At 68.0% G+C, this 13,077-nt stretch carries 8 protein-coding genes; 7 read left to right on the forward strand and 1 reads right to left on the reverse strand.

The window, feature by feature from the left end:
• Window positions 1-193: 193 nt before the first annotated feature.
• From R3E10_12070 to R3E10_12095, 6 genes are all read left to right on the forward strand, one after another.
• Window positions 194-1,669 carry a TolC family protein gene (locus R3E10_12070; protein MEZ4416473.1) on the forward strand — a complete coding sequence of 492 codons (1,476 nt, stop codon included), beginning with the start codon at window positions 194-196 and terminating at the stop codon, window positions 1,667-1,669.
• Window positions 1,666-2,646: an efflux RND transporter periplasmic adaptor subunit gene (locus R3E10_12075; protein MEZ4416474.1), complete on the forward strand. Its 981-nt coding sequence runs from the start codon at window positions 1,666-1,668 to the stop codon at window positions 2,644-2,646. Before R3E10_12070 ends, R3E10_12075 begins: the two co-directional genes overlap by 4 nt.
• Before the next feature lie 4 nt (window positions 2,647-2,650).
• A complete protein-coding gene (locus R3E10_12080) occupies window positions 2,651-3,838 on the forward strand; it encodes an ABC transporter permease (protein ID MEZ4416475.1) in 1,188 nt (395 codons plus the stop codon).
• The gene (locus tag R3E10_12085; protein MEZ4416476.1) at window positions 3,835-5,010 is read left to right on the forward strand and encodes an ABC transporter permease; all 1,176 of its coding nucleotides are present in this window, start codon (window positions 3,835-3,837) and stop codon (window positions 5,008-5,010) included. Before R3E10_12080 ends, R3E10_12085 begins: the two co-directional genes overlap by 4 nt.
• Window positions 5,011-5,147: 137 nt before the next feature.
• Complete coding sequence (locus tag R3E10_12090; protein ID MEZ4416477.1) at window positions 5,148-7,073, forward strand: ATP-binding cassette domain-containing protein; 1,926 nt, start codon at window positions 5,148-5,150, stop codon at window positions 7,071-7,073.
• A 95-nt stretch (window positions 7,074-7,168) separates the two neighbouring features.
• Window positions 7,169-8,095, forward strand: coding sequence for a DUF2167 domain-containing protein (locus tag R3E10_12095; protein ID MEZ4416478.1), 927 nt, complete (start codon window positions 7,169-7,171; stop codon window positions 8,093-8,095).
• A gap of 109 nt (window positions 8,096-8,204) precedes the next feature.
• On the opposite strand, the gene R3E10_12100 is transcribed toward R3E10_12095, so the two are convergent.
• Entirely contained in the window at window positions 8,205-9,365 is a 1,161-nt protein-coding gene (locus R3E10_12100; GenBank protein MEZ4416479.1) for a beta-propeller fold lactonase family protein, read from the reverse strand.
• Window positions 9,366-9,711: 346 nt separating this feature from the next.
• On the opposite strand from R3E10_12100, the gene R3E10_12105 reads away from it, so the two are divergent.
• Window positions 9,712-13,026 carry an amidohydrolase family protein gene (locus tag R3E10_12105; protein ID MEZ4416480.1) on the forward strand — a complete coding sequence of 1,105 codons (3,315 nt, stop codon included), beginning with the start codon at window positions 9,712-9,714 and terminating at the stop codon, window positions 13,024-13,026.
• Window positions 13,027-13,077: the final 51 nt, after the last annotated feature.

The raw sequence follows: 13,077 nt of genomic DNA on the forward strand, positions 1-13,077 counted from the left end.
CCCGAAGCCACCGCAATGTGGCAAGAAACGGTCCTCCGCCCTTCTGGGGGGCCGCCACTGGGTCCCCGCGGACGGATCGCACGTCTCCACTTGAGTCTCGGCGGGCGACGCGATGGCCTTCAGGGACCCGCTGATCCCCGACCCGAGGTTCCTGCGCGTCGAGGGGGAGGTGTCTCCTCGGAGCGGAGCGGGGATGGTCGCAGTGGAGCAAACCGCCGGCAGCGTCCGGCGGCGGCGAGGTTGGCGGAATCTGGCCCTGGCGATGGGCCCGGCCCTGGGTCTTGTGCTCGGTGATCCTGCGCAGGCCTGGAGCCAGGAGGGGCAGGCCCTGGGCTACGCGGAGGCCCTGAGTCGGTCCCTCGCCTCGGCCGGCACCCTGCGGGCCGCGGAGCTGGACGCCGAGGCCAAGGGACTACAGGCGGATGCCCTGGGGCGCCTGGAAGGTCCGGCGCTCAGCCTCTCGGGCTTCTCGGGGCGGGTGGCTACGACGCTCAACCTGGATCTGGCGCGCGCGGCGGATGCGTTGGCCCCCGGGGTGGATGGACTAGACCGCCTGGCACCCGGTCTCGACCCCCTCGGGCTTCCGCGCGTGCTTTCCCGCGACCGCGTCTTCAACCTGGGGTCCGTGGGCCTGGGCGCGAACTGGCCCCTCTACACCGGAGGGCGGCTGGACGCACTTCACAAGCTGGCCGAAGGCCGCGCCGAAGAGGCGCGAGCCGAGCGAACCCGCCTGCGCTACGAGCTGTCGACGCAGGTGGCCGAGCGCTACTTCACGGTACAGTTGGCACGCCAAGCACTGGCGGTGCGGGCCGCGGCCGTCGACGCCATCGCGGGGCATCAGCGCAGCGCCGCTCGCCTGGAAGAGATCGGACTGATCGCACGGGCGGACCGCTTGCGTGCGGACGTGGCGCTCGACGAGGCGCAGCGCGACCGCTCCGCGGCAGAGAGCGATCTGCAGCTGGCGACGCTCGCCTTGCGGCGGCTCCTGAACCTCGGGGAGCCGGTGGCGCCGAGCACGCCACTCTTCGTGCACGCGGACCCGGTGGGGACCTTGGAGGACTTCCTCGAGGTGGGCATGCTGCGGCACCCTGCCTGGAGAACGTTGGCCAGCCTCGAGATGCAGGCCGAGCAAGTGGCCCGCGTGGGTGGCAGCGAGTTTGCGCCCACAGTGCTGGCCGTGGGGAACTACACGCTCAATCAGAGCACCGACGACACCATCCAACCCGACTGGGTGCTCGGCATCTACGTAGCCTACCCGCTATTCAGCCGCGTGGATCGATCGCGCACCCGTGAAGCCGCCCGCCTGCAACGGGAGCGCGTCTCCGCCCGTGCCGAGCAGGCTCGCCGCGACGTTCCCACGCTCATCGAGAGCCTATGGCGGTCGATGGAGAACGCGCGTACGGAGTTCCTGGCCACGCGCTCCGGGATCGAGTTGGCCCGCGAGAACGTTCACCTGCAGCGCGTCGCGTTCGAGCAGGCCCAGACAACATCGCAGGAGGTCACCGATGCTCGTCTGACCCAAGCGGCCGCCGAGATCGGACGGTCGCAAGCCGCCTATCGCTATGTGCTGGCGCTTGCGCGCTTGTTGGAAGCCACCGGTCAGCCGGAGCGGTTGGCGGAGCTGGCGGCGTCGGCGGAATACCGGCTGGAAGCGGAGGAATCTCGATGAGTCTCGCCATTCCCCGGCGTAGCGCGCTACCGGTGGCGGGCGTCGCGTTCCTCGTGCTGGTAGTCCTCGGTTTTCTGCGGGCCCTGGTTCCGACCCGACACCCCCTCCAGGGACAGATCGAGGCCCAGGAGATCCACGTTTCGTCGAAGGTCCCCGGACGGGTGGGACAGGTGCTCGTCCGACCCGGAGACCGCGTCCAGGCCGGCGCTCCCCTGTTCGTACTGGATAGTCCGGAAGTGGAAGCCAAGGTGGAACAGGCACGAGCCGGTCGAGAGGCCGCTGCGGCGGTCGCGGCCAAGGCCGTTGCCGGCGCTCGTCCCGAGGAGGTCGAGATGGCGCGCCTGACCTTCGAACGGGCCGCGACCGGCGCCGACATCGCGCGCACCACCTACGACCGGGTCCAGGCGATGTTCGACCAGGGCGTCGTGGCCAGGCAACGTCGTGACGAGGCGGAGGCGGCCTGGCAGGCCGCCGAACATCAAGCCCAGGCCGCGCGCGCCCAATACGAGATGGCCATGAGTGGAGCTCGCTCCGAAGATCGCCGCGCAGCGGAAGCGCAGGCCCGCCAGGTCGCGGCCGTGGTGCGGGAGGCGGAAGTCGCGCTCGCGGAAACGGAAATCCGTGCCCCCGCCGCAGGGGAGGTGGTGCGGGTCCAGATCCAGCCCGGCGAGCTGGCTCCCCAGGGGTTCCCGGTGGTGACGCTGGTCGACCTGGCCGACGTCTGGGCCGTACTCCATGTGCGGGAGGACGAGCTGGACGGATTCCAGCCAGGGCGGCGGCACCTCGCCACGGTCGTTGCCAGTGGTGCGGAGGTCGCCTTCGTGGTGCGGGCCGCCTCTGCGCTGCCGGACTTCGCCACCTGGCGCTCGGCCCGCCCCGGCGGAGTGGACCTGCGCACCTTCGAGATCCGGCTCGAACCCGTCACGCCCACCGAGGGGCTGCGCCCCGGGATGAGCGTGTTGTTCGAACGGCCCTGAGCCCATGACGCAACCCGGGCCTCTGTGGCACTGGTCCGTCGTGATTCGGCGGGAGCGAGCCCGGTTGGCCCAGGATCGATGGGACCTCGCGATGTTGACCTGGATCCCGCTCCTCGTCAGCGGGCTCACCTGGTGGATCTTCGCCGCGGGTGTGCCACGCGACCTGCCCGTCGCCGTGGTGGACGAGGACCGCAGTAGCGCGTCGCGCACGCTGGCGAGGATGGTCGCGGCAGCACCAGGGGTCGACGTGGCGGAGGTCGACCCCGCTCTGCCCGCGGCGATGGGAGCCCTACGCGAACGACGCGCCTACGGCGTGCTCATCTTTCCTTCGGGTCTGGAGCGCGACCTCGTCGGCGGACGATCCGCCACGGTGCATTGGATCTACAACGGTCAGTTCGCCACGCACGGGGGCCTCCTTTCGCGGGACCTGCGCACTGCGGTGGCGACTGCCTCGGCCGGGATCGAGCTGCTGGCGCGCGAGAAGCGGGGCGCCTCCGTTCCTGAAGCAGAAGCCCACTTCGAACCTGTCCGCCTCCGACTGGCCTCCCTCTTCAACGAGGGGGGAAACTACGAAGCGTTCCTGGGCCTGGCCCTGATTCCGGCCTTGCTGCAGATCTTCGTGACGCTCGCGGCGGTCTCTGCCATCGGACGGGAGCTCAAGGCTGGAACGGTTCCCGCGTGGCTGGCCGCAGGGGGGGGGCGCTGGAGCATCGCTTTGCTGGGCAAGCTTTCGGTCCCGGCCGTGGCGTTCGCGGCCCATGCAGCCATCTTCCTCTGCTTCTTCACCTGGGTGCGGGGGTGGAGGATCGAAGGAAGTCTGACCGGTGTTGCGGTGGGACTCACACTGCTCATCGTCGCGCACCTGGCGATCGGCGCCCTGCTGGTAGGGGCCACGCTCCACCTTCGCGTGGCCCTCGCGCTGGCCGCCTTCGTCACAGCGCCCGCGTTCGCATACTCCGGGCAGGGCTTCCCGCTGCTCTCCATGCCCCTCCTCGCTCGTGTCTGGGCGGAGGCCCTGCCGCTCACGCACTACCTTCAGGCGCAAGGACGCTATTGGCTGGCGGGGGCACCGCTGTGGTACGGATGGGGCCCCCTTTCCGCCCTGTCGGTGCAGGCCGGGGCCTTCGGGGTGTTGGGGTGGTGGCTTCTACGCAGGCGCGCCGCGACGCCCGACGCCTGGGGGCGGACGTGAGCGGGCCGTCTGTGACGGTCGCAACTCAGATCGCGCGGGGTTTCCGTACCACGTGGCGGGCGATCGCCTCCGACTTTGGTGCGCTTACACTGCTCTTCGGGGGCGGCCTGATCTACTCGTTCTTCTACCCCTTGCCCTACCGAGGGGAATCGGTGCGTGCCGTACCGGTGGCCGTGGTCGATCAGGACGGAAGTGGCCTCTCCCGCCAGATCACCCGGCTGGTCGATGCGCATCCGCTGGTGGAGGTGAGGAGCGTCACGGTGGATCCCATCGAGGCCCGGCAGTTGCTTTGGAAGGGCGCCATCGCAGGTTTCCTGACCCTACCCCGAGGGATGCAGGCCACGGTGCTGGCGGGTCGGTCCGTCGAGGTCGAGGTGGCCGGCAACGGGCTCTATATGCTGCTGAACAAGGCGGCCCTCACCGGAATGGCCGAGGCGGTGGGCGCGGTCTCGGCTGGCGTGGAGCTCAAACGCCTGGCGCGGTCGGCGCCGCTCCCCGCGCAGGCCCTGGCCGCTCGGGAGCCGCTCCACCTCAACACGGTCGCCGTCTACAACGTGCGCGAGGGCTACGGCTCCTACCTCGTCCCAGGCGTGGCCGTGCTCATCGTGCAGCAGACGCTCCTCATCGCCATCGCGCTGATGATCGGAACCTGGGTCGAGCGGGGCAGCGCTCCCTTCGAGCCCTCGACGGGAAGCTTTCTGGGCGTCCTGTTGGCATTCACCTCGGTCGGATTCCTGAACAGTCTCTACTTCGGCGGGTTCGTCATGTGGGCGCACGGGTACGGCCGCGGTGGGAACCCGGGGGGCCTCCTGGCCTTCGCCCTCTTGTACGCTCTCGCAGTCGCCTCCCTGGGCATGCTCATCGGGCTTCGCTTCCGAACGCGCGAGCGCAGTGTTCAGCTGCTGTTGGCCACCGCGATCCCCGCCCTCTTCCTGTCGGGGCTCCCATGGCCCGCCGAAGCGTTGCCGGCTCCCCTGCGACTCCTGCGCTGGGCCATTCCCTCGACGGCCGGCATCGAAGGGCAGATTGCCCTGAATCAGATGGGTGCAGGCCTGGCCGAGGTCGGGCCCGAGATCCTGGTGTTGTTCCTGATCCTGCTCGGCTCCTCGGCCCGCGGCTTGGCGCGCTGGAAGGAGCACCCCCTCACGCGGCAATCGGGGGCGTCGCGCTGAGCGACGGCGGAGGGGTGCACACCCAGGGCCAGGCGGTCGTGTAGACGCGCCCAGTTGAGCTGCCGTGCCTTCCACCAACCGGTCTTCCGAGCCATCATTCCCACTCGGACTCCTCCTCGGCAGCGGCTGCGGTACTCGTGATCTCCGTCTCCAACCTTTCCAAATCGTACGGCGAGCGAACCCTGTTTTCCGGGGCCTCCTTCCAACTGAACCCAGGCGAGCGCTACGGGCTGGTGGGGGCCAACGGGTCAGGGAAGACCACGTTGTTGTCCATCCTCGCCGGGGATCTGGAGGCGGACGGCGGCACAGTCTCGGTTCCCAAGCGCCTGCACCTGGGCGTGCTTCGGCAGGACCAGTTCCTGTACGAGGACGAGCAGATCCTGGAAGTGGCCATGATGGGCAACCCGGAGCTGTGGGACGCCATCGTGGAGAAGGAAGCTCTCCTGGCCCGCGCGCACGAGCACTTCGATGCGGAGCGCTTCTCGGAGCTGGAGGACGTGGTCCAGCGTCACGACGGGTATGCCGCCGAGGCGCGCGCCGCCGTGATTCTGGAGGGGCTGGGCTTCCCGACCGACGTGCACCGCAACCCGCTCTCCACATTGTCCGGTGGGTTCAAGCTACGCGTGCTGCTCGCTCAGGTTCTGGCCAGCAACCCGGACGTACTGCTCCTGGACGAGCCCACCAACCACTTGGACATCCTCTCCATCCGGTGGTTGGAAAAGTTCATGCGGGACTTCTCCGGACCCGTGGTGGTGATCTCCCACGATCACCGGTTCCTCGACGCGGTGTCCACTCACATCCTGGACGTGGACTACGAGACCATCACGCTCTATCCGGGGAACTACACCACCTTCCTCGCCGCCAAGCAGGAGGAGCGGGAGCGACGAGAGAAGGGCATCGCCAGTCGCGAGAAGGAGATCGCACACCACCAGGACTTCGTGGATCGGTTCCGCGCCAAAGCCAGCAAGGCGCGCCAGGCCCAGAGCAAGCTGAAGCTCATCGAGAAGCGGGCGGCCGCCCTCGAGGCGCTACCGGGCAGCTCCCGTCGCTACCCTGCCTTCGCCTTCGAGCAGGTGCGTCCGAGCGGCCGCGAGGTGCTGGAGGTTCGTGGCCTCCGCAAGGCATACGGAAGCAAGCAGGTCCTCGCCGGAGTGGATCTCCAGGTGAAGCGAGGAGATCGCCTGGCCATCATGGGGGCCAACGGCATCGGGAAGTCGACGCTGCTCAAGATCGTCATGGGTGAATTGGAGGCCGACGGGGGAAGCGTGACCTGGGGCTATGAGACCCACCCTGGCTACTTCGCTCAGGACCACCACGAACAGTTCGAGAATCCCACGCACACTGCCGAGGGTTGGATCTCGGGGTTCTGCCCGGGCAAGGACATCGGGTACGTGCGCGGGCAGTTGGGTCGGGTGCTGTTTTCGGGAGACGAGGTCAAGAAGAAGCTGGAAGCGCTGTCGGGCGGCGAGGCAGCGCGCCTCGTATTCTGCAGGCTGGCCATCCAGCGACCCAACGTGCTCGTGCTGGACGAGCCCACCAATCACCTCGATCTGGAGTCGATCGAGGCCCTGGTCGACGCCTTGGAGCGCTATGAAGGGACCGTGATCCTGGTCTCCCACGACCGCTGGTTCGTCAGCCGCATCGCGACACGCATCGTGGAGATCAAGCCTGGCGAGATCAGAGACTACAACGGCACCTACGAGGAGTACGTGCACGCCTGCGGCGACGATCACCTGGATGTCGATACGGTGGTTCTCAAGGCCAAGCGGGAGAAGAAGACCCAGGCCCGGAGCCGCACCCAACCGGAGCGCGCCCAGCCTTCGGCTGAGCGCCGGCCGGCGCGGCTGGTGACCGAGGAGCGGGACGCCGTGACCGGCCGCATCGAAGCGGCGGAGGCCCGCCTCAGCGAGATCGAGTCCACGTTCGCAGACCCGGAGACGTACGCGCGCCGCGCACCGGAAGAGGTGCGTCTGCTCGACGAAGAGCGCCAGGCCTTGAAACGGGACGTGGAACGCCTGTTGGCCCAGTGGGAGCTGCTGGAACGAGAGCTCACGGAGTCGTAGACGGCCCAGTCCTTGCAGCTAGGCTGCGCACAGGTGCATGTTCGCACCATGATCGCCCCGAGTCCCCCGCTGTGCGCGCCCACTGGAGTGTTCCGATGAAGGCCTTTGCCAGCCTGCTATTCCTGCTGGGAGTAGCGAACCCGCTCGTGGCCCAACAGGAGCCCGACGAGGAACCGCAGGTCACCGACGAAGCCGTCGAGGCGTGGATCCGTGAGTTCGAGTCCTCGCTCACCTACCAGACTGGCGCGGTCGTCATCGGGGGCGGAATCGCGACCCTCGACGTTCCCGAGGCATTCCGCTTCCTGGGCCCCGAAGATGCGCGCCGACTTCTGGTCGAGGGCTGGGGGAATCCTCCGATGGATCCGCCTCTCGGCGTCCTGGTGCCTGCCGATCAGAGCCCAATGTCCGACGAGGGTTGGGCCGTGATCGTGACCTATGACGAGGATGGCTACGTCGAGGACGACGATGCCGCTGGTCTGGATTACGGCGAGCTGCTGAGTGAGATGCAGCAGGACACCAAAGACGCCAATGGGGATCGGATCCGGGCCGGCTACGATCCCATCGAGCTGGTCGGATGGGCGGCTCCACCCCACTACGACGCCAGCGAGCACAAGATCTACTGGGCGAAAGAGCTCGCCTTCGGTGAATCCTCCGAGCACACACTCAACTACAATATCCGCGTCCTGGGACGTAGAGGTGTGTTGGTGATGAATGCGGTGGCTGGCATGTCGCAGCTGGAGTCCGTCGCGACCGACATGCAGTCCGTGATGGGCTTCGTGGCTTTCAACGACGGACATCGCTACTCCGACTTCGTCCCAGGTGCCGACAAAGTGGCGGCCTACGGCATCGGAGCGCTGGTGGCCGGCAAGGTGGCGGCCAAGGTCGGCCTCTTCAAGTTCATCGTGGCTGGTCTGGTAGCGGCGAAGAAGCTCGTCGTGGTGGCTTTTCTGGCGGTTGCCGCCTTCTTCAAGCGGCTCTTCGGGCGGAAGACGGGGGAGGGAGCCGCGGGGACCGCGTCCTGACGGTGGCGGGAGCGAGTCCGCAGCGGCTCGCTCCCGGCGGGACGGCGGACAGGCGCTCCAGAGCGCGGCGAGCGGGCCCCGGGGCCTGCTGCCCGGGGCCCGCAGTCGTTCAGAAGGCGACCAACCCGTTGGCGCCTGCGGGAAGCCCCGCCACACCGCCGGGGAACGTGGACAGGCTCCCTTGCGGTCCGACCCGGTGGCTGGTGATCTCGTGGCTGCCGCTGTTCAAGACATACAGGTAGCGGCCACCGCGGTTCAGAGCCATGTCGATGGGTCCGGCGCCCGTCAGCGCCGCTGCGGAGGCGTGCAGCTGCGCGGCCCCGCTGGGGGAGATCGCATACGAGGACACCGTGCCGGTTCCCGCGTTGGTGACGTATGCGAAACGGCTGTTGGGAGTCACCACGACCCAGCAAGCGGCCGTCTCTCCGGTAGGCACTGCGGCACTGACGACCTCGAGCGTCGCGGCCGAGACGACGCGGTAGGACGACAGGGTGCTGGCACCGGCTGCACCGCCAAAGGCCTCGGAGACGAAGAGGTTGCCGCGAGCGTCGAAGGCGAACCCGAACGGCGTCTGTCCGGGGCTGTCGATCACAGAGGCGCTGCCCAGCGTTCCGTCGGGGAGCACCGGAAAGCTCACCAGACGATTGGTCGCCTTTTCCGTGACCACCAACGTACGCCCGTCGGGTGAGAACGACACCTGCGCGGCACCGACCGACGGTGCGCTCAATGCGCGGGTCGACCCTGGAATGGGGGTGAGCCGTCCATCCTCGTCCAGCCGGAAGCCACTCACGTTCTCGGGGCTACCCGCGTTGAGTACGTACACCAGGGACCCGTGCTGCGTCACGCTCACGGGTCGCACGCCGCCAGAGGGCTCCAGGTCTGTGCGCGTGGGCTCGGCGCCGCGGAGATCGAAGGCGGAGACGTCATTGCTACCTGCATTGACGACCAGCAGGCGGCGGTGGTTCGCGGAGAGATGCATACCTCCCTGGTTTCCAAGCCCAGCGCCGGTGCCGAGACCGCCGGTCGCGAACGCGCCCTCGAAGGACAAGCCGCCATCGGATCCGACGGAATAGAGCCACAGCTCATTGCCGGCGGCCGCATTGCTGGCGGTCAGCACCGCTCCGCTCGCGATTGCGGCGCCTGGTCCTGCAGAGGCCGTCGTGAGGGGTAGGTCAGCGCCATCGGGGGCGGTCGGATCTGCCCCGCGATCGCAGGCCACCAACCCCAAGGCGGCCACGAGTCCGAACAGTGCACGAGATCGAGTCAACATTCCGCGTTCTCCAGAGGATGGAAGTGAGAGTTCGGGCCGCTCTGGAGCGCAACCGCGATGCCTGGAGCCGAAGCTGGGCGGACGCCCCCCGGAACTCCGCTCCGCGCCTGGGTTCTCGTCAGGTTGGTGGGCCAAGCCGGGGCACCGGCGCAGCGTTCCAGAGAACGTCCAGGACTCGACCCTCCCGTTCGCTGCAACAGGGCGGAGCGTGGCGTCTCGGCGCGCGCGGTCACACCGCGGCTGTGCTTGCCCTGGCGCGGGAAGTGAGTACCGCCGAAGATGGCCTGCACCCCGGGCCCCTTCGCGGGGACCTCGCCCACCGTCCGATACCGAACACGAGCGTGCCATGGACCACCGGCAAGCGATTCCACTGCTTCTCTGTCTACTCGCGCCTCTGGCTCACCGGAACGGGCTTGCGGCACAAGTCGCCGATCCCGCGGTCATCGCACGCCATGACTCCACTGCCAAGCGTTCGCTCCCGTTGGAGCAGGGCCGCACGGTGTCGATCGATCTCAGCGAAGGATCGTGGATGTCGGTGGACGTAAGCCCGGACGGGCGCCTCCTGGTGTTCGACTACCTCGGGGACCTCTTCACCCTTCCGATCGAAGGCGGCACGGCTACCCAGCTCACTGCGGGCATGGCCTTCGATGCCCAGCCGCGCTTCTCTCCCGACGGATCACGGATCGTGTTCACCTCCGACCGCGACGGGGGGCAGAACATCTGGGTCCAGTCGCTGGACGGACGGGACACCGTGCAGATCAGCAAGGGGAAGGCGAACCGGGCCGAGTCCCCCGAGTGGACACCCGACGGACGCTATGTGGTGGCCTCCGTCGGCGACTTCCGGGGCTCGCGCCAACCTACACTCAAGCTTTTCCATGTCGAGGGTGGCAGCGGGTCGTACCTCATCGAAGGTTCCAGCCCGCGCAAAGGGATTGGCGCGGCGTTCGGGCCGGACGGCCGCTGGGTCTGGTACGCCGAGCGGACGGGTGCGTCCGACTGGACCTACAATGCGCAGTTGCCGCAGTACCAATTGCGGGTCTACGACCGCGACACCGGGCATGTCTACACCCGCACCACCCGCTACGGCTCCGGCCTCAGGCCTACGCTGTCGCCGGATGGCCGCTGGCTGGTCTACGGAACCAGACACGAGGACCAGACCGGCCTGGTGCTCCGCGACCTCGGCAGCGGCGACGAGCGCTGGTTGGCCTATCCCGTCCAGCATGACGATCAGGAGTCGCGGGCCACGCTCGATCTGCTTCCGGGCATGACGTTCACGCCCGATTCCCGCGCGGTGATTGCCTCGTATAGTGGGAAGCTGTGGAGACTGCCCGTCGAGGATGGGGCAGCCACCGAGATCCCCTTTCGCGTGCGCTTCGACCTGGCGTTGGGGCCGGAGGTCGACTTCGACTACCCCATCGAGGACACGCCGACCTTCACCGTTCGCCAGATCCGTGATCTGGTGCCTTCCCCGGACGGGACCCGCTTGGCGTTCACCGCGCTCGATCAGCTCTGGGTGTCCAACGGAGACGGAAGCGCGCCGCGCAGAATCGCCCAGCAGAGCGTCTCCCAACATCAGCCCGTGTGGTCGCCAGACGGAAGCTGGATCGCCTACGTGACCTGGTCCGGTCAGGAGGGTCACATCATGCGTGCCCGGGCCGACGGTCGAGGTCAGCCCGAGCAGCTCACCCGCCAGGGTGGACTCTACTTGACGCCCGCCTGGTCCCCCGACGGGGCACGGATCGTGGCTCTGCGCGGAGCGGCGCGCTCGTTCCTGGAGTCATCCAGCCCCGGGGCCACCGGTGGCGCGGACGAGCTCGTCTGGATTCCGGCCGTAGGCGGTGACGCCTCGCTGATCGCGCCCGCCGAAGGCCGCTCGGATCCCCACTTCACCGCGGAGGGGGACCGCATCTGGTTGACCGGTCGTGGCGGCACCTTGCTGTCGCTGCGCTGGGACGGCACCGATGAGAAGGTACACCTGAAGGTCACGGGACCGACTCCCGCCGGATCGCGCAGCCCCATGGACGCGTCCACGCTGTGGAAGGCCCCCGTGGGGGACCAGGTGCTGGCTGACGTGAACGGGGAGCTCTACACGGTCGTGCTGCCACGCGTGGGGGCCGATACCCTGACCATCTCGGTCTCCGATCCGACGTCGGCGGCGTTCCCCGCCCGCCGGCTGACCGAGATGCGCGGGGAGTTCCCGCGCTGGAGCAGCGACGGCCGGGCGGTCCACTACTCCCTGGGCAACGCCCACTTCGTCTATGACCTGGAGGGTGCCCGGGCGTTCGACGACAGTGTGCGTGCCGCGGCGAGGAATGCTCCGGACTCCACACGCGCCGGCGGCGAGGCACGCTACGCGCCCCGTGAGCAGCGGATCGAGATCCAGGCCCAGCGGGACCTCCCCAGCGGCACCGCTGTGCTGCGGGGCGCACGGGTGATCACCATGCGCGGCGATGAGGTGATCGAGAGCGCCGACGTCGTGGTGCGCGGCAACCGCATCGCTGCCGTGGGCGCCCGCGGATCTGTGTCCGTACCGTCGGATGCGGAAGTGATCGACGTCAGCGGAAAGACGATCATTCCCGGACTGGTGGACGCCCACGCGCACATGTGGCCTACCTGGGGCGTGCACCGTACGGATCAGTGGATCTATGAAGCCAACCTGGCCTACGGCGTGACCACGACGCGGGACCCTCAGACCTCCACCAGCGACGTGTTGACCTACGCCGACCTGGTCCAAGTCGGGGCCGTGGTGGGGCCGCGCATCTACTCGACCGGTCCCGGCGTCTTCTGGCAGGAGAGCGTTCGTGACCTGGAGCACGCGCGGACGATCCTGCGGCGCTACAGTGACTACTACGACACCAAGACCATCAAGATGTACGTGGCGGGGAACCGGCAGCAGCGCCAGTGGATCATCATGGCCGCCCGCGAGCAGGGCCTCATGCCCACCACGGAAGGCTCCCTGAACATCAAGCAGAATCTGACCGAGACCATCGACGGCTATCCCGGTCTCGAACACTCACTTCCCATCTACCCTTTGTATGGCGATGTGGTGAAGCTCTTCGTAGAGTCGCGGCGTGTCTACACGCCTACGTTGCTGGTGTCCTACGGCGGCCCTTGGGCGGAGAACTTCTTCTACGAGACGGAAGAGGTGCACGACGATGCCAAGCTGAGGCACTTCACGCCGCACGAGGAGGTCGATCGGGTAGCATTGCGCAGACCGCAGTGGTTCCGGGAGGAGCAGCACGTGTTCGAGGATCACGCACGCTTCGTGGCCGACTTGGTGCACGCCGGGGGGCGTGCGGGAATCGGGAGCCACGGCCAGCTCCAGGGGCTGGGCTACCAGTGGGAGCTGTGGGCCATCCAGTCCGGGGGCCTCACGCAGCACGAGGCCCTGCGCGTGGCCACTCTGTTCGGGGCTCAGGCGATCGGCTTGGACGGAGACGTCGGGTCGATCGAGAGCGGGAAGCTTGCGGACCTGGTGATCCTGGACGCCAACCCGCTGGACGATATTCGCAACTCCAACACTGTGCATCGGGTCATGAAGAATGGCCGGCTCTATGACGGAGATACCCTCGACGAGGTGTATCCCCGGCAGCGGTCCCTGGCGCGGTCCTGGTGGATGGACCGCGAACCGGTGGGTGTGCCGGGGCTGACACGACGCTGAACCGACAGCAACTCCCTGGGAATCGGACGCACGCGCGCTATCGCGTTGGCC

The sequence above is a fragment of the Gemmatimonadota bacterium genome (assembly GCA_041390105.1).
Taxonomy (GTDB): domain Bacteria; phylum Gemmatimonadota; class Gemmatimonadetes; order Longimicrobiales; family Gaopeijiaceae; genus JAGQIF01.